This window comes from Elusimicrobiaceae bacterium (assembly GCA_017528825.1).
In the GTDB taxonomy this organism is placed as follows: domain Bacteria; phylum Elusimicrobiota; class Elusimicrobia; order Elusimicrobiales; family Elusimicrobiaceae; genus Avelusimicrobium.
In genome coordinates this window covers 1-20,690 of record JAFXOI010000023.1, presented here as the reverse complement: position 1 = coordinate 20,690, position 20,690 = coordinate 1, and the positions used below count along the sequence as shown (strand labels likewise).

Sequence of the window (20,690 nt, the reverse complement as noted above, 5' to 3'; positions counted from 1 at the left end):
TATGAAATTAAACTTATCTTTAACCAAATTGGCTTCTGTTATAAAGGGCGCCTTACACACTGCCGAGCCTAATCGGATCATACAGTCTTTTGTGACAGATAGCCGAGTAATTGCCAGCGGAGATAGCTTTTGGGCCTTAAAAGGGGCTACGCATGACGGTCATCAATTTATTGAGCAGGCTGTGAAACAAGGTGCTACGCTGATTATCGGAGAAGAAAACCGTATCCCTGTTTTGCCTCCGCAAGTATCCAGCATTACCGTAAAGAATAGTTTAATAGCATTGCAGGAATTGGCCAAATACCACCGCTTAAATCACACCCTCAAAATAGCTGCCATTACCGGTTCTAACGGGAAAAGCACGACTAAACAAATGCTTAAATCTATTTGTAGCCAAGCGGGAGAAACCGTGGCTAATATGGGAAATTTTAACAATCAATTTGGCGTTCCGTTTTCCTTGTTAGAGATACAAACCAAACACGAATATGGTGTGTTTGAATTGGGGGCTTCTCATCCGGGTGACATCACGGAAACAGCTTCTTTAGTAGTACCGGATGTAGCGGTGATTACCAATGTGTCAGCCGCGCATTTGGCATTCTTTAAAGATGTAGAGACGGTATATAAAACGAAAACGGAAATAGTGGATTGTATGGCACCGTCGGGCACATTAGTATATAATAGTGATGACGAGATGTTGGCCCGTTTGAATGATTACAAAGGCAAGCGTATTAGTTTTGGATTTAATCCGCAGGCAGACCTGCGTATCTTAGACACAGAAGGTTTTGCGTTTACTTACAAAAATACGGCCTACGTAATTGGCTTGAATTTACAACGCCATGATAAACTCAATGCCGCGGCGGCTTGTGCAGCCGCTATAGGGCTTGGACTGTTTATGGATGAAATAAAAAAGGGACTACTCTCTTATACGCCAATGCCTATGCGTATGGAACGCATGAAACGCGGAAATACACAGTTTATTTTAGATTGTTATAATGCTAATCCGGCTAGTATGAAAAATGCCTTGGAAATTTTGGGCCATACCGCAGATTCACCGCGCATTGCAGTGCTGGGGGATATGAAAGAATTAGGAGAAACCTCTAAGAACTTTCACCGCTTAATTGCCCGCTGGTTATTAGACAACCGGATTGATTATGCCTTTTTAGCAGGTGCAGAAATGAAACACGCGGCAGATGTATTACAAGGAAATACTTCGCTGCGTTGGTACTACGGAGAAACCCCACAAGTATGGACGGCTTCTTTACAAAAACTACTTCAAGAAAAAGGCGGCGTATGCTTGCTGAAGGCTTCCAGAAGTATGCAATTTGAAAATCTACTTAAGGAGATCTAAGTCATGCTATATTATTTGTCTTTATTTACCGACGATATTAGTTTTTTAAATATCTTCAACTACATTACATTCCGCACCGGTGGCGCGATTGTGACTTCTTTTGTGCTCTCGCTGATTTTTGGACCCAGTTTGATTGCTAAATTGCGTGCTTTCAAAGTGCAACAAATTGAGCGGGAATATGGTCCGGCCTCTCATTTGGCTAAAAATGGTACTCCGACCATGGGGGGATTACTCATCTTGTTCACTTTACTGATTAGTGTGTTCTTTTGGGCACGGTTGGACAGCCCGTATGTCAGACTCATGTTATTTACGACGGTCAGTTTGGCGTTTGCCGGCATCTTGGATGATTACACTAAATTGGTCAAACGTAACCCAGAAGGCATTCCTTCTTCTGTAAAATTAACGATTCAACTCATTACAGCTGTGGGAGTAGTAGGCTATTTGGCTTTTAATCCTCCCAACGGGGAATATGCCACTTCTTTGATTATTCCTTATGTCAGCAAAACCTTTATTGACCTATCTGCATTTTATTTAGCGTTTTCAATGTTAATCATTGTAGGCGCTTCCAATGCAACTAATCTGACCGATGGATTAGACGGGTTAGCCAGCGGATGTATGGTTTTTGCGGCAATTACTTATGCGGTATTTGCTTATTTGGCCGGTAACATAAATTTTGCAGACTATTTGAAAATCATTTATGTGCCGGGTGCCGGGGAAATTTCCGTATTTTTAGGAGCATTGGTCGGTGCTTGTTTGGGATTTTTGTGGTTTAATGCTTATCCGGCCAATGTGTTTATGGGAGATACCAGCTCCTTGTTTTTAGGGGGAGTCTTGGGAACAGCAGCTTTGTGTGTTAAACAAGAATTATTGCTCCCTATCGCCGGCGGTATTTTTGTATTAGAAACTGTTTCTGTAATGTTACAAATGGGATATTTTAAGTTGACACATGGGAAACGTTTATTCAAAATGGCTCCCATTCATCATCATTTTGAATTGTGCGGTATTCCGGAGTCAAAAGTAATTGTCAGATTTTGGATTACCGGGGCAATGTTAATGTTGCTGGCATTAGCTTCCCTAAAAATACGTTAATATGGCTATTTTATATCATAAATCCGCATCCGGACGAGCGACGGGGCATTCTCTCAGTGGAGCAGACAGAGAGGGGCGCTATTCTTTTGGCAAAAAACCCCGCAAAGAAACTCCGGCTTGGCAATGGTTGCAGATAGATAAAAAATTAGCTTTTATTTGCTTTTTCTTTTTATGTTTTGGATTAATTTTCACCTATTCTTCTTCGGCCTTTGACTCCACGGCGTACTTTAAGCGACAACTGATTTTTGATCTAATAGGGGTGGCGGCCGCTTTGTTTTTAAGCCAGACTTACACGCGTATCCAAGCGCATATCAAACCCATTTGGCTGATGTATATCACTTGGATTTTATTAGTGATAGTGTTGTTTACGCAGCCTATTGCCAACGTGCATCGTTGGATTAATTTAGGTTTTTTCAATTTGCAACCTTCCGAAGTAGCCAAAGTAACTTTGGTGATTTATATTGCCGATTATTTAAGCCAAGTACAAGGCAAATTAGCTCGAAATTGGCGGCTGCTTGTAAAACCGCTACTTATTAGCGGTATTACATTTGCTCTTATTTCAAAAGCACCGGACTTGGGAACGGTTATGTTAATGGCCGTGGTAGTGATGATGATGTTGTTTGTGGCGGGGGCCCGTCTAAAATATCTATTGGTGTTAGGTGTATGCGCGGTGCCCTATGTGTTGTATCAATTAATTTTTTATACGTACCGGTTGGAACGTGTATTGTCCTTCTTAAATCCGGAAGCTCAGGCGCAAAAAGCGGGGTATCAGTTGTGGCAATCCATGATTGCGGTGGGTTCCGGCGGTTGGTTTGGAAAAGGGCTTGGAAATAGCGAACTGAAATTAGAGTATTTACCGGCCGCTCATACAGATTTTATCTTTTCCATCATGAGTGAGGAATTAGGACTTATCCGCTTGCTGATTATCATCTTGTTATTCTGCTGGTTATTGGGTAGAGGAATTGGGCTGGCACGTCTTTGTAAAAATAGTTTCCATAGCTTACTCATTTTTGGACTTACCATTACGATTTGCGGTCAAGCTTTCTTTAATATGGCTATGGCAATTGGCCTATTGCCTACCAAAGGGATTCCGTTGCCCTTTTTCTCTTACGGCGGATCTTCAGTAATTATGACGTTGGTGATGATGGGGATCATTGCCAATTTGGCGGCGCAAGCATCTGCCCCCAAAAACCGTTACGCAGAAGAGACGACGGATTATCGTGCGAGGAATAGATAAATGAAAAACAAACGTTTTATGATTGCTGCCGGCGGAACAGGCGGCCATTTTTATCCGGGATTTTCCTTAGGGAGAACGTTAAATCAACAAGGTTGCGCCGTTCTCTTTATCGTGAGGAGGGGGGATTCTTCTTGTGAGGTTTTGAAAGAGGCTAAACTAAAGTATCAAGAAATTGATATCTGCGCTTTGCCGCGTTCCATTAATCCTTTGAAACACATTCGTTTTATGTGGCATTTTATAAAGGCTTTACGACAAACAAATCAAGCAATCACTCAATTTAAGCCGCAAGTATCTATTGGTACGGGAGGATATGTATCGTTTCCGCTGGTCTTTATATCGTGGCTGAAAGGAATTAAAACAGCCGTTCACGATTCCAATACTAAAATTGGTTTATCCAACAAAGTCTGTGCCCGTTTTGTTAATGTATTATTGCTAGGGTTGCCTACGCATAAAAAAATGCCGCGTAGTGTGTTGGTGGGAACGCCTATCCGCAAAGAATTTGCCGAACCGATAAATCGCAACAAAGTATTAAAAGATTTAGGGCTTAATCCTTCTTTTCAGACGGTTCTGCTGTTTGGGGGAAGTCAAGGGGCAAAGGCCTTGAATGCGGCCTTAATAAATGCCGTAAAAAAGCTGGTAGCTGAAAATGACGATATTCAGTTTATACATATCAGCGGGACCCGTTGGTATCAAACTATCGTCAATCGTTATGGTAAAGTAAATCGCGTACAAATTTTGCCTTATTCTAATGAAATTTATGATCTGATCCAAGCCAGCGATTTGGTGGTATGTCGTAGCGGGGCGGGGACATTGGCAGAGTTGATTTGCTGTAAAAAACCGGCTCTCTTGGTACCGTTGCCGACGGCTGCCGCTAATCATCAGTTTTATAATGCTAAGATTTTGCAGAGTGTTGGATGTGCTGCGTTGGTGCAGGAAGGCCCCCAATTACAGGAAGAGTTATACACATTGATGGACCGGATTTTGAACTCGGCGAACAATTCCATATTGCAAACGATGAAAGCCAATTATGCCAAACTGGATTTACCCGATCCTTTAACTGCCGCAGAACGAATAACGGAGTTGCTTAAAAACATATGATGAATCGTTTTCTACTACGCAGTATCTGTATGTTATGTGCCACAACGTTATTAATAAGCGGTTGTACATATCATGGCAAAATTCATCGCGGTATTTATAAGCATAGCGATTTTGATAAAAAGATAAATTCCCGCGTGATGGTAGTATCCGACAAACATTTCCCGGTCACTCTTTCAGTAGAAGATGCTCAAGCCAAATACTCTTATCGTCTGGCAGACGGCCTGCCGGTAGCAATAGCAGATGCATTAGGTACTTTGTTCACGGAAGTGGAAGTCAATGAAGAACGTTATCGCAAAAATTATGATTATGTTGCCGAAATTGACTATAGCGCAGATGTCACGATACATTTGGGGCGTTTTCTATTACCTAATCCTATTTGGTTTCGTTACATAGTGTATCCGGAATTAACCAGCCATCTGGTCATCACTATGCGCAATCCGCAAACGGGCTATGCCGTAGCACGTTATAACGAAAACTCTACTTCGCTAGTACCCACTTCGGATACGGACGGCTTACTGTGGACGGCCGGCCTATTAAAGGTATTAAGTTTAGGACTGTTGACTCCGTTAGAAATACAGATTTTTGGCGGCAAGTTACGCAAGGTTATAGAAAAGAATATTGCTTATACTTTGCATCAAAAAATTATGCCGGCTATGGCCGATGACCGCCTGAACTTTACAAAAGAGCATCTCACCGAAAAAACCAACACCCGTGTGGACGGAGAGTTTATGCCTTTCATGAGAGCCACGGTATATATTCATTCCGGAGATAGTATGGGATCCGGTTTCTTGATTGATCCGCGCGGATACATTGTAACCAATGCTCACGTGGTGGAGGGACAACGGGATGTGAGTGTTATCTTGTACGATGAACGTCAAATAATGGATAAAACAGATGCCACGGCTTTCCCTACTACAGAAACGTTGGGAAATAAGGTGCGTTTTGCCAAAGTGCTTAAAAGAAATAAGGGGCGCGATTTAGCTTTATTAAAAATCGAGGGAGATAATTATCCGTGGTTAGAATTAGAAACTAACCGAAATGCCTATCGAACGGGTAAAGCAGTGGTGGCTTTAGGCGCTCCGCTCAGCATTGAATGGAGTGCGGCAAGAGGCATTATTAGTGCCACCCGTGACCAAAATGGGGTGGATACGATTCAAACGGATACGGCCATCAATGGTGGCAATAGCGGAGGGCCTTTGATTGATGTTAAAACCGGTAAGGTGTTAGGGGTAAATAGCTGGGGCCGGATTTCAGAACCGGATACCCGCTCCTTACGGCGGGGAACGCATGGCTTAAATTTTGCGATATCCAGTTTTGAAGTAACTCGTACTTTGGGGATATCACAACCTATAAATCCGGATGAGTTATCTGATTTGCAAGATTAAAGACGGACAAAGCACTTCAAAATAAGGTAAAATAATAGAAACAGATTTCAAGAGGTTTACATATGAAAAAAACGGTTAAAAAATCAGCTACCAAAAAGGCCGCTGTGAAAAAGACTGAGAAGGAATCTCCCATTTTGAAAGATGTGAAGCAACTGTATGCTTTTATGCAGGATAATTCCATTGACACGATTGAATATGACCAAAACGGTCTGTATCTGCGTTTGGTGAAGGCCAAACCGGCCGTAGTACCCGTTCCGGTAGCGGGGCAAGTATCCGTCGCGGGGACTTCCACCGGATCTGCTGTTGCCGCGCAAGAACAATATAAAGAGGTTATTGCCTCTCCGTTAATGGGCATTTTCTTCCGTGGGTCCACGCCCAGTGCTCCTCCGTTTGTTCGGGAAGGGGCCACGGTGAAAAAAGGCGAAGTGATTTGCTTAATTGAAGCCATGAAGGTATTTAACGAAGTGCGCGCAGAATTTGACTGCACTATTGAAAAAGTATTGGTAGAAAATGGCAAACCCATTAAACAAGGGGACGCTTTATTTGCCATTGAAAGGATCTAACTATGACTCCATTACAAGAAACGCTTCAAGCCGCCTGCGGGCGCATTATGGAATATCTGCAAGAGAAAAAAGAAGTTTCTTCTTGGCAGGTCAAATTGGCTCTGCATGTGTCCAGTTCTGTGCTTTATTTATGCTTGGGCATGTTGCAAGAACAAGGTAAAATCCGTCTAGAAGCCGATGGTATTAACTATAAAGTTTCTCTGCCGGTGCCGGATTTACCGCCCAATAATAATCCCTTCTAATCAAAAGGCCCTCTTATTGGGGCCTTTTTTAATGTCTACAGGCCAAAAGTTCTAGAGAAGCATTAGGTATAAAGGCACGTTGACAGGGGCTTTCTTTTCTGAGATAATATGGAGAGGTTATAAAAAGGATTTAATATGAACAAAATAATCGCTTGTATATTAACTTTATCTATGTTTTTTTCCACCACCGCAGTTATGGCCGAGCGGCTGGCTCCTTTGAGTGCAGAGGAATTTGATGAGCTGCGTATCAAAGCCATGCAGGCCTATCAGGCCGGGATTATATCTCCGGACTTGGATAAAACTACGTTACACCATTCCGTTCATTCTAGAAAATACAATATAGGTGAAATCTCCCGCTTTACCGAGTGGAAACAGCCGGATTCGTCCTCTTACCCGCAAGAAAATGAAAAATGGTTAGATTGGGAAATAATTGATATGATGCGGGATTATTATTATGTCTTAGGCACTAACTATTTCTTAGGGCCTACCTACTTAATGCTTATCTGCGCGCTGACGGAGAAACAAATAGATGAACTTAAAAAAGTGGTCAATCCCAGAGTTCCGCGGTATGCTCCTATGGTCCAGTCCGAACCCGATTGGCAACTAGATGAGGAGAAAATGAAAAAGAAAAAGGAACTTGAAGAGGTACCCGATAACACACAAATCCTACATCGTTTGTTAGCCTTGCAATTTCTCCAAATTCCGTATCAGGTTTTAGAAGGCTCACGATATAATTTTGTACACTACCGCCAACAGGGAATGCCTGCCAAACGCATGGCACAATATATGAAGGAATTGCCTTGGTTTAATGAGTGCGTGCAAGACACGCTAAACGCCGTTATCTTAAATCACAAGTACAGTGACCCTTCATTTGATTTGGATAAAATGTTGCATATTATCAAGGAAAAACAAGATTCCACTACCGACATTCATGCGAAAATTAAACGGCAGAAGCGTAGAATTAAGGATGTCTATATCAGACAATATATACGCCATCTTGAGGAACGGCACGCTTCATGGTGGGATTACTTAAAGGGTACCGCGAATGCAAACTGGCTTTCGAGGGAAATTGACAATACAGCCAAGTATTGCACGCTGGTGCATATTAGTGCAGAATTATTGCAAACATATGACAGCGAACAGGGTGCAGAAGCAAAATAAGTATTTTTTGGGTTCAATCTTAGGGCGGAGCTCCTACGGAGTGCCCGCCCTTTTTGTGTGATATGATTTGAATAAGAAATAAGATTAGTTTTTATATTCCAATCCACCAAATGCAGAGCAAATTTGTTTCCCTAGTTTTTGATTATACACCGCACAATATCTTTTATTTCCTTCACCAGAATATAGGGAATCTCTGTGTGCCAAACGAAAAGCAATTTGAAAATCTCTATTAGGAGAACAAGTGCTCCACGAAGTGTTATTTTGGGGACAATAGTTGGCATTTATACTCATTCCATTACCATCGTTATCTATCAGAAAAAACTCATCACATTTGATGAGTTCTCCTCTTTCAGAAGAATCATAAGAAGCATGATCAACATGAGAACAACTATTGGGTAACTGTATATCTAATTCGCTTATTTTGCCGGCATATCTTCCATTGTTCATATAATAGACTTCTTGTGCTTCAGCGAGGTTTTTTAGAATAGGGAGCATAGTGGCCGTACGAGATTTAATGACAGCAATATTATATTGCGGCAATGCAATGGCTGTCAAAACACCAATAATAAGCACCACCACCAATAGTTCAATGAGGGTAAACCCTGTTTTTACTTTTTGCATACTTTCTCCTCTTGGCAGAAGGCGCAAAAAAAGCGACAGATTATCACCTAAGCTATTCCAGTAACCCATGTAATAACCGTCGCCCGCCTATCCCATTGGGATAGGCGTAAAAGCAGACGATTATTTGTTGGACTGGAATAGGCGCTGCGGTTAAACCGCTTTGCTAATACAGGCTTTCCCTGTACTTCCACCAAATAATTCGTAAATTTTAACTTCAGATTTATTCTATCAAAGTTATTTCCACTGCGCAAGATAAATATATTTCCATATTTAGTAATAAAATTGTAGAATATCTCTATATGCCCAGATATTATTCCACCTATAAAAAATCTAAAAAGAAAACTAAAAAACAACAAAGCTCTGTGCGTTGGTTAGCCTCGGTATTGTACATCTTGGGGTTTGCCGCGGATTTATGGTTGTTGGCTATTTTATGGTTTAATGCCTCTCGCGGCGGTAATGTAGGGGAAACCGTATCTCACTATCTTTATCAGATGTTTGGGCAAAGTGCCCCGCTTATTCCTGTTTTATTGACGTATTGGTTAATACGCAGTATTGTTAAGAAAACGACCGCTTTCTTTTTCTTCTTATTGGGAGCGGTAGTTACCCTAACTGCCTTCTCTTCTGTGTTGACCATGCTACGTAAAATTTTTGAGGCCTCTCATATCAACGGCGGCTTACTGGGCAGCAAAGTATTTGAAGGGTTTGCCCAAGTGGTGGGACCCGTCGGGGCTTCCTTATTTTCGCTAGCGCTACTTTTGGTGGGGGGAAATATGTTGGTATCTATCCCCTGGAAAGTGGTATGGCAGAAAAGTATTGAATTTTTGCAACGAGATTTTCAGGGGTGGATGGAAGCCCGCGCGGAATTGAAAGAAAAAGTGCAAGAAGCCAAAGCGGAAATGAAAAAAGAAAAACCACAAGTGCAAGCACAGACGGAAGAAACGGAAGAAGAAATTGGCGAAAAAACTCCCGCAAAGCCTACCATTTACCGCTCCGCTTCTGCCATTAAAGCGCCGGTGGCTGGGCTTGTGAAAGAATTACCGCGCTCCCAAACTACTAAGCCAACTGAAGAAAAAACAGATACGGAAGCAGAACCGGAAAAGGAAGTCAAACCCTTTGACCCTGCTACTTTTCAGTTGCCCTCTTTAGATCTGTTAGCCAGCGCAGCCAATAATGGGGTGGTGGGGCCCACCGACGAAGAAATCGAAAAAGCTACTAAACATTTAGAAAACACCCTTAAAAACTTTGGAGTAGGGGCACACGTGACCGGCGTATCACCCGGGCCGGTAGTAACGCGATATGAAATTTTGCCTGATGCAGGGGTGAAAATGTCCTCCATTACGGCTTTAACACAAGATATTCAAGCCAGTATGCAGGCGCGCTCTATCCGTGTGCAGGCGCCTATTCCGGGCAAAAATACCATGGGTTTTGAAATCCCGAATGAAAAATCAGTCATGGTAACTATGCGGGAAATTTTGGAATCTCCGGTCTATGCTCATTCCAAAGCCATTTTACCGATTGCGTTGGGCCGCCATGCAAACGGAGATCCTGCCGCCACCGTTGCCGAAAAATGGCCGCATATCTTAATTGCCGGAGCCACGAACAGCGGTAAATCTATTTGTTTGCATACGATTATTATGTCGTTGTTGTTCAAACACAAACCAGACGAAGTTAAATTTTTGATGATTGACCCTAAACGGGTGGAATTAACTTTGTATGAAGGGATCCCCTACCTATACGACCCGAAAACCTCTTGCGATGATGCAGATATTATTACCAAACCACATGATGCGGCTAAATCCTTGCAGATGTTAGTGAAAGTAATGGAAAAGCGCTTGGATATGTGTCAGCTTGCCAAGGTGAAAAATATCGAAGGTTATAATGCGTGGGCCAAAAAGAATAATGAAGAAAAAATGTTTTATGTATTCGTCATTATTGATGAAATGGCAGACTTAATGTTGCAGACAAAAGCCTCCATTGAAGATTCCGTACAACGTTTGGCACAAATGGGCCGCGCGATGGGCATTCACTTGATTTTGTGTACGCAGCGTCCGTCCGTGAAAGTAGTAACCGGTATTATTAAAGCCAATATGCCGTCTCGCATTGCTTTGCAAGTCGCTTCCGGTATTGACTCTAAGGTTATTTTAGATGCTGTCGGAGCCGAAAATCTATTGGGGCGTGGAGATATGTTGCTACTGGATTCTTCGACTCAAACGCCGCTACGTATCCAGGGAGCTTATGTCTCTCCGGAAGAAATACAAGCCGTGGCGGATTTCTTACGTGCCCAAGGCGGGCCGGATTACCCGGTGCAAATTATGGAAGACCATTCTGCGGCCATGCGCCCGCAGGATGGCTTAGGCACTACCCCGGAGGAATTATTGCAGGCATTGCAACTTATTAAAGAACGTCGCCGGGTATCGCAAGATTTACTAAAAGCTAATTTCGGCTCATCGGCACGCGCCACCAACATTTTAAGTGTGCTGGAGATGAAAGGATTTATTACCAAACCGGAAGGTTCTAATCGGTGGGAAATCCATTATGATTTAATTGACAGCCAAATTGAGGCTTTGCAAAATCGGGAACTTAATAAATATGCAGAGGAGGAACCTGAATATGAAACGGTTTATAAATAAACTGTTGGTGGGTTGTATCATCTGTTGTCCCGTTTTAGTGACGGGGGCTGAAGTCTCCGAGCCGGTCAAGACTCCTGTGCAAAAAGATTACGCAGCCTGCTTGATGGAATGGGACAGTAAACTAAATACTTTGCAAACTGATTTTACGCAAGAGACCCTGTACGATAATATACCTATTAGCCATTCAAAGGGGCGTATTGCTTACAGCCAACAAGGCCCAAAATTGCGCCTAGATAATTTGGAAGAGGGTCAAATTACCCAAACTGCCTTGACGAATAAAAAACAAATTTACATTTTAGATGAAAAGGGAAAAGAAATAGATAAAATTGCTTGGAAAGATTGGCTCGTCGGACAACCTAATCAGGCTTTATTTGATTTCGGCAATTATACGGCTTTACTTCAAAAACACCAGGTTTCCGTAACCAAGACAAATGCCTCTGACGCTGTGTTACGGTTAGAGCCGAAGGATAAAGAGAAAAATTTGTATGTGTTGCATATTACGGTGACGGCCGATACTTGTTTCCCCATGAAGATTAGTATTGAATCGGACTTAATGGTTACCGTTGCAACTTTAGATAATACACAACTTAATCAGCCTATGGAAGCTGATACATTTAAGGGGTTAAAATAAAATGATGACTCTTGCCAACAAAATCACTTTAATTCGTGCGGCGCTCTCCATTGTCATGTTTATTTTCATTTTATTGCCGTATGGATGGGCTCGTTTTACTGCTACGCTGATTTTTATCGTAGCCGCTTCTACTGATTGGGTGGATGGCAAAATTGCCCGTCAGACCAATACCGTCACTCCGTTTGGGGCGATTGTAGATCCGTTCGTAGATAAAATTTTGGTGGCGGCTGCCTTATTTGCCTTTGTGGGGATTAAAGAATTAGATGTCCCCATTTGGGCTGTATTTTTTATCTTACTGCGCGAACTGATGATTTCCACCTTACGCGTGATTGCCGCCTTGGAAGGCAAAGTGATGGCAGCTGAGCGGTGGGGGAAATTCAAAACAGTTATTCAATTGGTAGCGGTAGGAGTTGTCTTTTTTGTATTAGATATTTATCATTTGTCACATCTGCTCAAGGGTACTGCCCAAACGGTGTGCTGTATTATTTTTATTACATTGCACAAGATTCCATATGCCATTACTGCTATTGCAGCCGTGGTAACTTGGCTAAGTGCTATTTCTTATTTGAAAAATAATTGGGAATTGCTCCGAAAATCATGGAGTTTGCCAAATGCAAAAACTCATTAATTTACTAGCTAGCGGTTTTTACATTAGTTATTTACCAGCTTTAGTAATTCCCTTCAAGAAAAATACGGGAGCCGGTTTTTTGGGGACATTGCTTGCCGTTCCTTGTGTTTATTTACTGTGGCCTAAACAAGCCGTATGGCAAACTGTATTATTAGTCGTTTTTTGTTTATTTAGTGTATGGGTATGTGCGAAAGCCAAATTGCCCGGGCAATACAAAGGGCATGACAACCCTAAAATTGTACTAGACGAAATAGTGGGATATTTTACAGCCATGTGGCTGTTGCCTCATTCGTGGCCGTATTTATTGGCGGCTTTTGTGCTGTTTCGCACCTTGGATACGCTTAAGCCGTGGCCGGTATCTTATTTTGACCGCATTCCCAATGCTTGGGGAGTGGTATTAGACGATGTGGCCGCCGGAGCGGTGTCTAATATATTGATACAGATTTTTGTAATTTTAACCCACGCGGGTCTTTTATAACCTGCGTGTTTGCGGTGTTACCGCTGATTTAGATAAGTAAAGGAGAAAAAACATGGAATTATCAAGTATGACAAATGTGCGGGAGTTATTTGCCGCGGGAGGACCCATATTTATTTTGCTGTTATTATTGTCCATTTATTCGTGGGCAGTTATTGCAGAGCGTTTTTTTAAGTTTCGTACAAATATCGGAATGTCACGCAAATTAATCGCATATTGCCGCCATCCTATTCACTCTAATAATTACGAAAAAGTACAAGATGCTTGCCAAAAAGAATCGACCAAAGAAACTTCTGCCGCTAAAGTAATTATGGCCCTGCTTAACAAACGTGACCGTAATAAAGAAGAACTCAAAGAAATCTCCAATTCAGTTATTGATTGGGAAGTGACTAAATTACAACGGAAACTGACCATTTTGGGTACGCTAGGCAGTATTACTCCGTTTATTGGGTTATTCGGTACTGTTATCGGCGTTATTCATGCCTTCAAGGATTTGGCCGCCGCTTCTGCTTCCGCCGGAGGGGCTTCCGTTGTAGCTGCCGGTATTGCAGAGGCTTTGGTAAACACGGCAGCCGGTTTATTTGTAGCTATTCCGGCCGTAATTGCGTATAACTATTTCTTATCCAAAACAAATTATTTTGGTAAAGAATTAGAAAATATTTCTGACGAAATTATCTTCCAACAGCGCGGGTAAGTTATGTCTCATAAGAAACGAACTGTCATGGCAGAAATTAACATGGTGCCTTTTATAGACATCACGTTAATTTTGTTGATTATTTTTATGGTCATGAGTCCACTCTTGGTTCAAATGCAAATGAATGTAGATTTGCCTAAGTCTAATGCTATTAATACCACAGCAGAAGATGATGTGATCCGGATTGAGGTGCAAAAGGATGGGAATATCCGTTTGGATAACCGCACCTATACGCTTAAAAATCTGGAGCGTGAACTAGTATTACGAATGGGAAAAGCCAATAAGAAAACCATTTTGGTAGAAGCCGATAAATCTGTACCCATACAAACCGTGGTAGATGTATTTGATGTGGCGAAAAAATTGGGAGCTGCCAAATTGGGAATCGGAGTGCTTTCTAAAAACTAAATGAATCGCTATTTTGCTTTATCCTGTGCATTTCATTTGTTGCTAGCGCTAATAGTGCTGGTGGCGTTTTCGTCGTCAAAAAAAGAAGAAAAAGCCACTTATACGATAGACTTTATCGGCACTGGGAAAGTGGTGTCTATGCAACAGCCCAAAGTGCAACAGCCGGTTGAAACTCCTAAAGCCGAGGAAGTCAAAAAAGAGGTACAAAAACCGGCTGAAAAAGCTCCCGAAGCAAAAAAACAGACTAAAAAAGCATATGACTCCAAGGCTGAAATTTCAGCCAAAAAACAACCTAAGAAAAAAGAGGAGCCAAAACCGGCAGCCCCCTTGGAAACTCCAAGCATATTGGATGATGAAGAAAAACCGGCAGATACTCCGCCTTCGGATAGTAACGACGAAGAAGGCGAATTTGAGGGGGGAAACATCCAAACAGATTTTGCCACTTTCCCTTATCCTTGGTATATTACGCAAGTACGTAACAGCTTGTGGAGTGAATGGGAGAAACGTCGTCCTATCGGATCTACTTTGGCTACGATGGTTTCATTTGCCATTGCACGGGACGGTAAAATAAAAGATTTGAAAATAGTTAAATCTTCAGAAGATGACAGTTTTGATTTTGCAGCCAGATCATCGGTTATCAATGCGGGGCCTTTCCCGCCTTTACCAATGCTATATGAAAAGGATGAGTTAACGGTAACTGTAGAATTCAAACAGGAGAAATAGTATGAACGGATGGGCACGATTCTTTTTATTGTTAGTCTGTTGTCTTGTTACTTTGATTTTATGGCCTCAATATAATAGAGCAAGCCTTGCATTTTTGGGAATGTATTTTGTGCTGTGGACCTGTATCACTATTTTATTGTCCGTACTGATCAATATGTTTGCCATTTACAAAGTAGAATGGTTGCACCGTATTATCAGTATTGTCTTTGTGGTAGTCATGGCAGGTTGCTTATTGTACTATTTTCCGTTGATTAACCATCAAACACCTTGGGCACGCTTAAAAGCGAACCAGTGGCCCTCCGGGCAGGATATACAAGAAGGCATCAAACAGCTTACGTTTAATTTTGATTTTGTGCGCCGCAATGTGCATCGAGATGCTAATTACATTAATCAAAAATTAGATGATGGCAAGGAAACTACCACGGAAACCACCCAAGAAATCAAAAAGATAGTAAAAAAACAACAAGAAACTTTAGATATTGTGGTGGAACAATTCAAACCTGAGGAAGAGGAATGAAAAAAATAGCATTAGTTACCGGAGGAAACGGGTTTATCGGCAAACGTTTAACAGACGCGCTTTTACAAGAAGGATATAAAGTGCGGATACTTTCCCGCCGCCTTCCTAAAAAACAACCTGTTAACCCGGATGTTTCTGTCATACAAGCAGACTACCAGAACATAGCCGCTTTACAACAATCCATGCAGGGTTGCAGTGTGGTGTATCATTTAGCCGCCGCTATCTTTGGATTTAACTATGAAGATTTCAAATCAGCCAATGCAATAGCTACACAAAATTTAGTACAAGCCGCCAATGCAACACCCGAAGTGGAGCGGTTTATTTATATGTCCTCCTTGGCTGCCAGCGGATTTGCCACGCAAACTAATTCTCCGCGCGTTGAAACAGATGAACCCCATCCGATTTCTGATTACGGGATTACAAAATTAGAAGGGGAAAAAGCCGTAAAAACGTTGCGAGAGGGGATAAACTGGACCATTCTGCGTGCCCCCATTGTTTATGGAGGCAGTGAATCGGGTGTCTCTAAAATTGCCACTTGGGTTAAACGCGGATTGATGGTAAATACGTCGGGCAATGCTTTGTTTAGTTTTGTACATGTGGATGATTTGGTGGAAGCCTTAATACAGGTACTGACACTGCCCGGAACAGAGAAAGAAACTTTCTTTGTATGCGAAGAGAAAGATTATCCGTGGACTGAATTTATTGAGCAAATGGCGCAGGCAATGGGCGTGCGCACTCCGTTTATGCCGCAAGCTCCTCAGTGGATGTTGCATTTAGCAGGAGGAGTGTATATGCTGATAGCCCGTCTAACCGGTACACAGCCCGCCTTAAACTACGATAAAGTGAAAGAAGCCGTGGTGCCCGGACATTGGATTTGCAGTGCAGCGAAATGGCGTGCGCTGAGCGGACAACATTTTACTCCTCTGAAAGAAGGATTACAAAAAAGTTTTACAAAAAATTCTTAAATCGGTGTTAGTACCTCACCGCATCTATTTAGAGAGGTTGATATGTTTACCAATTTTAATCCTTGGCATCATGTATCCCCCGGCAATAAAGAAACCTTGCCAGACATTGTAAACGGTATTATTGAAATTCCGAAAGGAACCCGCGCAAAATATGAACTGGACAAAGAAAGCGGATTATTAAAAATGGACCGCGTACTCTATTCGTCCGTTTATTATCCCGCCAACTACGGTTTTATCCCGCGTACTTACGGGGCTGATAAAGATCCGTTGGATATCTTAATTTTATCTCAGGCAGAAGTGGTGCCTCTTTGTATCGTTCCGGCACGGATTATCGGAGTAATGCGCATGTTAGATAATGGAGAAGCCGATGACAAAATTGTTGCCGTGGCACAAGGGGATCCTAATGTCAGCCATTATCGTAATATATCCGAACTTCCGGAACATTTAGTATCCGAAATTATGAGTTTCTTTGAAGATTATAAAAAGCTGGAAAACAAAACTGTGGTTGTGGAAAAGATTTTTGATAAAGACACGGCCGTTAAGGTCTTACAAGAAGCTTTTGAAGCGTACGAAAATAAATTTGTTAAATTCAGTAATTTCTAATTGGACGCAATGTAGCAGTTGAGAAAAATTAGAACGAATGGACAAATTTTTGTTATAATAATAATAGCTGTTTGAGGTATAAGACAGCTTTGTTTAGGAGAGGTGGCCGAGAGGCTGAAGGCAGCGGTTTGCTAAACCGCCATACAGGTTAACTCCTGTATCGAGGGTTCAAATCCCTCCCTCTCCGTTTTTTTTCGTCCTATTTTCCCCGGTAACTTCGTTCTCACTCCCTCGGGTACTTCGGGCTCTGCCCTTTTACAGTACACGCTCGGTCGTTGCGGCCTTGTTACTGGGGGAAATAGTTAGAAAAAATGTGATAGGTTGGAACGGCATAAACTGCTTTATGCCGCGTAGGGATTTGAAAGCCGGAGCGATGTTTTTGTTTGAGCCGCTGTAGTATGCGGCAAAAGGCAAAAACCGCGAGGCCGGACTGCAGGCATTTTCTGTCAGGAAAATGACCGGAAGGCAAATCCCTCCCTCTCCGTTTTTTTTCTGCCTAAAAATCCCTAATTCTTTGTTATTTGCTCGGTCGGATACTTCCGCGCTTCCGCGCGCGTTTCCGACAATATACCTTCCTCGCAAACGCCTAGAATTAGAGCTTTTTACTTTGAAAAACTTTTTCTGGAACTGATTATTCAAATTCATCTCTCTCCGTTTTTTTCGTCCTATTTTCCATCTTGCCACAGTGGGTGCTACCATTCCCAGTAAATAATCATTTTTCGGTTCTTGAAATTTTCTATAGACAAAATCCAAAAATTCTTGTATCATAAAGAGAGCGAGTCTTTCCTCGCGTACGTAGGAAACTATTTTTAACTTTTTAAGGGAATTTTATGCCAGAAAATACATCTGCATCTGCTGCGTCTCAAAATACTAATTCTCAGACGGTAAATACTGCCCAAAATTCGGCTGTTACTACCTCAGGGATTTCGGCCCAAGCCTCTGTACCTCCGCAAGGAACCGTACAGGTCAGTTCCGCTGTTGCAGCTCCGCAAGATGTAACCGGCTCGGTCAACACGGCAGGTAAAAATCAACCTTACAACCCTTTCCAAGTGCCTGTTCCGGCTATTCCTACCCAAGAAGGGCCCATGGGCATCCGGTATGATTTTAACGACGGAGCGCGTATTTTATTACCCAAAGGTAAATGGCACGTGCAAATTGAGGATGATGAAAGCGACAATATCATCTTTGCCTGTGACACGGAAGAAGGCTGGGTATTAAGTGCCAAAAAGTATTACATTCCCTTCCGTTTGAAAGTCTGGATACAGGGGCAAGCAGAACCGATTCTCAATCATACCATGAATTTGAAAGGCAAAGAAGTACAAATCAATTTTCCGGTGGGCACCTTGGGTGACACGATCGGTTGGATGACCTACGCGCACCGCTTTCAAGAAAAACACCAATGTGCGACAGAAATCACCCTGGCTAAACCAATGGCAGAAATTTTTGAAGCACAATATCCTAATTTATTTTTTACACATTTGCCCACGAAAAAATTTCGCTTTCCAAAACCCTATGCCTCTTATCGTATGGGACTATTTTTCCGGGGTAATAACATAGACCAACCGTTCGATTTCCGTCAAGTAGGCCTACACAAAACAGCAGGATATATTTTAGGGGTAGACCCGAGAGAAGAAGCTCCTCGTGTGCGTTTAGGAAATAAACGTACGATTAAAGAACGCTATGTAGTAGTAGCCACAAAATCCAGTTCCCAAGCTAAGTTTTGGAATAATGGATATGGCTGGGAGCAGGTAATTGCTTACTTGAAAGAAATGGGTTATCGCGTGTTGTGCATTGATAAAGAACCCATAGTAGGTTCCGGTTTTGTATGGAATCGCATGCCGCAGGGACTGGAAGATTTTACAGGGCCAAAACCGCTGCAAGAGCGGATTGCCCTCTTGGAACATGCGGACTTCTTTATTGGGCTTTCCTCCGGTCTTTCATGGTTAGCCTGGTGTGCCCATACGCCGGTAATTATGATTAGCGGATTTACTTTGCCCATTTGTGAATTTTTTACGCCGTACCGTGTATATAGTACCCACGGCTGCAAAGGCTGTTGGGATAATGTGAATGAAAACTTTGACCACTATGATTATTTCTGGTGTCCAAAGTTTAAGAACACAGACCGTCAGTATGAATGCACCCGTTTAATTACGGGCAAACAAGTCATTGGCCATATTAAAAGATTAATGGCGGATTTGCGCTTAACACCGCCAAACAAGGATAAGAAAAAATGAAAAAACATCAAAATATTCCCGTCAGTTCATGTATTGTAAATTTGGAGCACGAATGGTGCGCCAGCCGTGCAGCACTTACCAGTGAGTATTTGCTTTCCAGCAGTTGTGGTTTTGCGGCTCATTACAGCCGTATTGTTGAAGGCGGGAAGCGCATTGTGTACACGGGTACAATGGCAGCCATGTTAGCGCAAAACATGGCTTTACCGGCATATGCAGATACTTGGACCGGGTATGTAGTGCCGAATTTAGATGTTGATCCTCCGGTTTATGGATATGTGGCGAATGATGGTGATACATTTTCTAAATTTGTAGTAAACAATGGGGGACATATTACTATTTCTTCCGGTGGTAGATCTGTACAAACATCTGTCTATAATGGTGGAATAGAATATGTAGAAGGGAATGCAACCAGTTCAGCGGTTGCTTCTTCTGCCATTATTTACAATGGTGGATCCCAAGTAGTTTCCAACTATGGTGTTACATCTAATACCATCATATCAAACGGCGGTTCTCAATTTGTTCGTATCGGAGGACAAACCAGTAGTACCATCATATCAAATGGCGGTTCTCAAATCGTTTACAATGGAACTGCGACAAGCAGCATCATCAGTGGAGGCGGACAACAAGTAGTGTCTGGCGGTGTCGCAAGTAACACTCAAATTTTAATCAATGGTTCCCAAAATGTAAAAGGAGGAACCACTAGTAATACCAATGTCTATGCAGGAGGTGCCGTAAAAATTACGGGGGGTACTGCAATCAGCACTACCGTAGCTTCCGGGGCCTATGACAAAGACAATCTAGAAGATTTAACGGCTTACAAATGGAGTATTAGCGGCGGTTCTGCCTTCAAAACTACCATTAACGCCGGGGCACAACTGGTTTCCGGTGGAACGGCTGTTTCAAACACTATTGGACAAGCAGGCAATGCAGGATTTCAATTTGTTAAAGACGGATTGGCGGTTGTAAATACGATCAGCGGAAATGGAGCTTGGCAATCTATTCATGGTGGAATAGCAGTTAGTAACTATTTTTATAATGATGATGAAGAATTGGATGGTGGTCAATTTGTGCATGGTGGTTCTGCTCATACCAATTGGATAGGCAAGGGTACGCAAGAAATTAACAATAATGCGGTAGCTATTACCAATCACTTTAATTCTAATGGTAGTCAACATATCATTAATGGAAGTGCAATAAACACCTTTGATTCGAGAGTCATAACAATAGCTGGAGTACCCTTTATAATTCATGAAAGCAATGGCCGAACACAAATTATTGAAAGTAATGGTGTGGCATATCGTACCTATATATATCCCGATAACATCTATATTATTTCATCTGGTGGACAGTCTTTAGTCCCTGTTGTAAATAGTGGGGGGGTAGCTTGTGTCTCTTCCGGTTGGAGCGATGTGCCTTTTACGTTTGATAGTACCACTTATACCGT

At 42.2% G+C, this 20,690-nt stretch carries 22 protein-coding genes and 1 tRNA gene; 21 read left to right on the top strand and 2 right to left on the bottom strand.

Translation table 11 applies throughout. From position 1 onward, the window contains the following. Position 1 precedes the first annotated feature (1 nt). From IKN49_04850 to IKN49_04815, 8 genes are all read left to right on the top strand, one after another. Positions 2-1,345, top strand: a complete 1,344-nt coding sequence (locus IKN49_04850; protein MBR3632364.1) for a UDP-N-acetylmuramoyl-tripeptide--D-alanyl-D-alanine ligase — start codon at positions 2-4, stop codon at positions 1,343-1,345. 3 nt (positions 1,346-1,348) lie between these two features. Next, positions 1,349-2,434, top strand: coding sequence for a phospho-N-acetylmuramoyl-pentapeptide-transferase (locus IKN49_04845; GenBank protein ID MBR3632363.1), 1,086 nt, complete (start codon positions 1,349-1,351; stop codon positions 2,432-2,434). Between the two features lies 1 nt (position 2,435). Beyond that, positions 2,436-3,671 carry a putative lipid II flippase FtsW gene (ftsW, locus tag IKN49_04840; GenBank protein ID MBR3632362.1) on the top strand — a complete coding sequence of 412 codons (1,236 nt, stop codon included), beginning with the start codon at positions 2,436-2,438 and terminating at the stop codon, positions 3,669-3,671. Continuing rightward, the gene (locus IKN49_04835) at positions 3,672-4,769 is read left to right on the top strand and encodes a UDP-N-acetylglucosamine--N-acetylmuramyl-(pentapeptide) pyrophosphoryl-undecaprenol N-acetylglucosamine transferase (protein MBR3632361.1); all 1,098 of its coding nucleotides are present in this window, start codon (positions 3,672-3,674) and stop codon (positions 4,767-4,769) included. It abuts the gene before it with no gap. Then, positions 4,766-6,154 (top strand): trypsin-like peptidase domain-containing protein, encoded by a 1,389-nt coding sequence (locus IKN49_04830; GenBank protein ID MBR3632360.1) that lies wholly within the window; start codon positions 4,766-4,768, stop codon positions 6,152-6,154. The genes IKN49_04835 and IKN49_04830 overlap by 4 nt, the downstream gene beginning before the upstream one ends. A gap of 62 nt (positions 6,155-6,216) precedes the next feature. Further along, positions 6,217-6,717, top strand: coding sequence for a hypothetical protein (locus IKN49_04825; protein MBR3632359.1), 501 nt, complete (start codon positions 6,217-6,219; stop codon positions 6,715-6,717). A 2-nt stretch (positions 6,718-6,719) separates the two neighbouring features. Beyond that, complete coding sequence (locus tag IKN49_04820) at positions 6,720-6,959, top strand: hypothetical protein (GenBank protein MBR3632358.1); 240 nt, start codon at positions 6,720-6,722, stop codon at positions 6,957-6,959. A 135-nt stretch (positions 6,960-7,094) separates the two neighbouring features. Next, positions 7,095-8,120 carry a hypothetical protein gene (locus IKN49_04815; GenBank protein MBR3632357.1) on the top strand — a complete coding sequence of 342 codons (1,026 nt, stop codon included), beginning with the start codon at positions 7,095-7,097 and terminating at the stop codon, positions 8,118-8,120. A gap of 84 nt (positions 8,121-8,204) precedes the next feature. On the opposite strand, the gene IKN49_04810 is transcribed toward IKN49_04815, so the two are convergent. Further along, positions 8,205-8,741 (bottom strand): prepilin-type N-terminal cleavage/methylation domain-containing protein, encoded by a 537-nt coding sequence (locus IKN49_04810; GenBank protein ID MBR3632356.1) that lies wholly within the window; start codon positions 8,739-8,741, stop codon positions 8,205-8,207. A gap of 299 nt (positions 8,742-9,040) precedes the next feature. Between IKN49_04810 and IKN49_04805 the strand changes: the two genes are divergently transcribed. The 11 genes from IKN49_04805 (at position 9,041) to IKN49_04755 (ending at position 17,199) form a co-directional block, all read left to right on the top strand. After that, positions 9,041-11,371 carry a DNA translocase FtsK 4TM domain-containing protein gene (locus tag IKN49_04805; protein ID MBR3632355.1) on the top strand — a complete coding sequence of 777 codons (2,331 nt, stop codon included), beginning with the start codon at positions 9,041-9,043 and terminating at the stop codon, positions 11,369-11,371. Then, positions 11,352-12,002, top strand: a complete 651-nt coding sequence (locus tag IKN49_04800; protein MBR3632354.1) for an outer membrane lipoprotein carrier protein LolA — start codon at positions 11,352-11,354, stop codon at positions 12,000-12,002. Before IKN49_04805 ends, IKN49_04800 begins: the two co-directional genes overlap by 20 nt. Before the next feature lies 1 nt (position 12,003). Beyond that, complete coding sequence (gene pgsA / locus IKN49_04795; GenBank protein MBR3632353.1) at positions 12,004-12,630, top strand: CDP-diacylglycerol--glycerol-3-phosphate 3-phosphatidyltransferase; 627 nt, start codon at positions 12,004-12,006, stop codon at positions 12,628-12,630. Then, the gene (locus IKN49_04790; GenBank protein ID MBR3632352.1) at positions 12,614-13,108 is read left to right on the top strand and encodes a phosphatidylglycerophosphatase A; all 495 of its coding nucleotides are present in this window, start codon (positions 12,614-12,616) and stop codon (positions 13,106-13,108) included. Before pgsA ends, IKN49_04790 begins: the two co-directional genes overlap by 17 nt. 52 nt (positions 13,109-13,160) lie before the next feature. Further along, entirely contained in the window at positions 13,161-13,799 is a 639-nt protein-coding gene (locus IKN49_04785) for a MotA/TolQ/ExbB proton channel family protein (protein MBR3632351.1), read from the top strand. Between the two features lie 3 nt (positions 13,800-13,802). Then, positions 13,803-14,204 carry a biopolymer transporter ExbD gene (locus IKN49_04780; protein ID MBR3632350.1) on the top strand — a complete coding sequence of 134 codons (402 nt, stop codon included), beginning with the start codon at positions 13,803-13,805 and terminating at the stop codon, positions 14,202-14,204. Beyond that, entirely contained in the window at positions 14,205-14,927 is a 723-nt protein-coding gene (locus IKN49_04775; GenBank protein ID MBR3632349.1) for a TonB family protein, read from the top strand. A 1-nt stretch (position 14,928) separates the two neighbouring features. Beyond that, positions 14,929-15,444: a hypothetical protein gene (locus IKN49_04770; protein MBR3632348.1), complete on the top strand. Its 516-nt coding sequence runs from the start codon at positions 14,929-14,931 to the stop codon at positions 15,442-15,444. Then, complete coding sequence (locus IKN49_04765; protein MBR3632347.1) at positions 15,441-16,409, top strand: NAD-dependent epimerase/dehydratase family protein; 969 nt, start codon at positions 15,441-15,443, stop codon at positions 16,407-16,409. Before IKN49_04770 ends, IKN49_04765 begins: the two co-directional genes overlap by 4 nt. A gap of 42 nt (positions 16,410-16,451) precedes the next feature. Further along, positions 16,452-17,012 carry an inorganic diphosphatase gene (locus IKN49_04760; GenBank protein MBR3632346.1) on the top strand — a complete coding sequence of 187 codons (561 nt, stop codon included), beginning with the start codon at positions 16,452-16,454 and terminating at the stop codon, positions 17,010-17,012. Between the two features lie 96 nt (positions 17,013-17,108). Beyond that, positions 17,109-17,199, top strand: a tRNA-Ser gene (locus IKN49_04755). 68 nt (positions 17,200-17,267) lie between these two features. On the opposite strand, the gene IKN49_04750 is transcribed toward IKN49_04755, so the two are convergent. Continuing rightward, positions 17,268-17,780, bottom strand: a complete 513-nt coding sequence (locus tag IKN49_04750; protein MBR3632345.1) for a hypothetical protein — start codon at positions 17,778-17,780, stop codon at positions 17,268-17,270. 62 nt (positions 17,781-17,842) lie between these two features. Here IKN49_04750 and IKN49_04745 point away from each other — a divergent pair, with 62 nt between their 5' ends. Together IKN49_04745 and IKN49_04740 are read left to right on the top strand one after the other, a co-directional pair. Then, the gene (locus IKN49_04745) at positions 17,843-19,246 is read left to right on the top strand and encodes an autotransporter strand-loop-strand O-heptosyltransferase (protein ID MBR3632344.1); all 1,404 of its coding nucleotides are present in this window, start codon (positions 17,843-17,845) and stop codon (positions 19,244-19,246) included. Then, on the top strand, positions 19,243-20,690 hold a 1,448-nt coding region (locus IKN49_04740), incomplete at its 3' end, for an AIDA repeat-containing protein (protein ID MBR3632343.1). The genes IKN49_04745 and IKN49_04740, both read left to right, overlap by 4 nt.

What these genes read in the sequence shown, in the direction of transcription:
- IKN49_04850 (MBR3632364.1), top strand. Translation starts at nt 2, where the DNA reads ATGAAATTAAACTTATCTTTAACCAAATTGGCTTCTGTTATAAAGGGC.
- IKN49_04845 (MBR3632363.1), top strand. Translation starts at nt 1,349, where the DNA reads ATGCTATATTATTTGTCTTTATTTACCGACGATATTAGTTTTTTAAAT.
- ftsW (MBR3632362.1), top strand. Translation starts at nt 2,436, where the DNA reads ATGGCTATTTTATATCATAAATCCGCATCCGGACGAGCGACGGGGCAT.
- IKN49_04835 (MBR3632361.1), top strand. Translation starts at nt 3,672, where the DNA reads ATGAAAAACAAACGTTTTATGATTGCTGCCGGCGGAACAGGCGGCCAT.
- IKN49_04830 (MBR3632360.1), top strand. Translation starts at nt 4,766, where the DNA reads ATGATGAATCGTTTTCTACTACGCAGTATCTGTATGTTATGTGCCACA.
- IKN49_04825 (MBR3632359.1), top strand. Translation starts at nt 6,217, where the DNA reads ATGAAAAAAACGGTTAAAAAATCAGCTACCAAAAAGGCCGCTGTGAAA.
- IKN49_04820 (MBR3632358.1), top strand. Translation starts at nt 6,720, where the DNA reads ATGACTCCATTACAAGAAACGCTTCAAGCCGCCTGCGGGCGCATTATG.
- IKN49_04815 (MBR3632357.1), top strand. Translation starts at nt 7,095, where the DNA reads ATGAACAAAATAATCGCTTGTATATTAACTTTATCTATGTTTTTTTCC.
- IKN49_04810 (MBR3632356.1), bottom strand. Translation starts at nt 8,741, where the DNA reads ATGCAAAAAGTAAAAACAGGGTTTACCCTCATTGAACTATTGGTGGTG.
- IKN49_04805 (MBR3632355.1), top strand. Translation starts at nt 9,041, where the DNA reads ATGCCCAGATATTATTCCACCTATAAAAAATCTAAAAAGAAAACTAAA.
- IKN49_04800 (MBR3632354.1), top strand. Translation starts at nt 11,352, where the DNA reads ATGAAACGGTTTATAAATAAACTGTTGGTGGGTTGTATCATCTGTTGT.
- pgsA (MBR3632353.1), top strand. Translation starts at nt 12,004, where the DNA reads ATGATGACTCTTGCCAACAAAATCACTTTAATTCGTGCGGCGCTCTCC.
- IKN49_04790 (MBR3632352.1), top strand. Translation starts at nt 12,614, where the DNA reads ATGCAAAAACTCATTAATTTACTAGCTAGCGGTTTTTACATTAGTTAT.
- IKN49_04785 (MBR3632351.1), top strand. Translation starts at nt 13,161, where the DNA reads ATGGAATTATCAAGTATGACAAATGTGCGGGAGTTATTTGCCGCGGGA.
- IKN49_04780 (MBR3632350.1), top strand. Translation starts at nt 13,803, where the DNA reads ATGTCTCATAAGAAACGAACTGTCATGGCAGAAATTAACATGGTGCCT.
- IKN49_04775 (MBR3632349.1), top strand. Translation starts at nt 14,205, where the DNA reads ATGAATCGCTATTTTGCTTTATCCTGTGCATTTCATTTGTTGCTAGCG.
- IKN49_04770 (MBR3632348.1), top strand. Translation starts at nt 14,929, where the DNA reads ATGAACGGATGGGCACGATTCTTTTTATTGTTAGTCTGTTGTCTTGTT.
- IKN49_04765 (MBR3632347.1), top strand. Translation starts at nt 15,441, where the DNA reads ATGAAAAAAATAGCATTAGTTACCGGAGGAAACGGGTTTATCGGCAAA.
- IKN49_04760 (MBR3632346.1), top strand. Translation starts at nt 16,452, where the DNA reads ATGTTTACCAATTTTAATCCTTGGCATCATGTATCCCCCGGCAATAAA.
- IKN49_04750 (MBR3632345.1), bottom strand. Translation starts at nt 17,780, where the DNA reads ATGATACAAGAATTTTTGGATTTTGTCTATAGAAAATTTCAAGAACCG.
- IKN49_04745 (MBR3632344.1), top strand. Translation starts at nt 17,843, where the DNA reads ATGCCAGAAAATACATCTGCATCTGCTGCGTCTCAAAATACTAATTCT.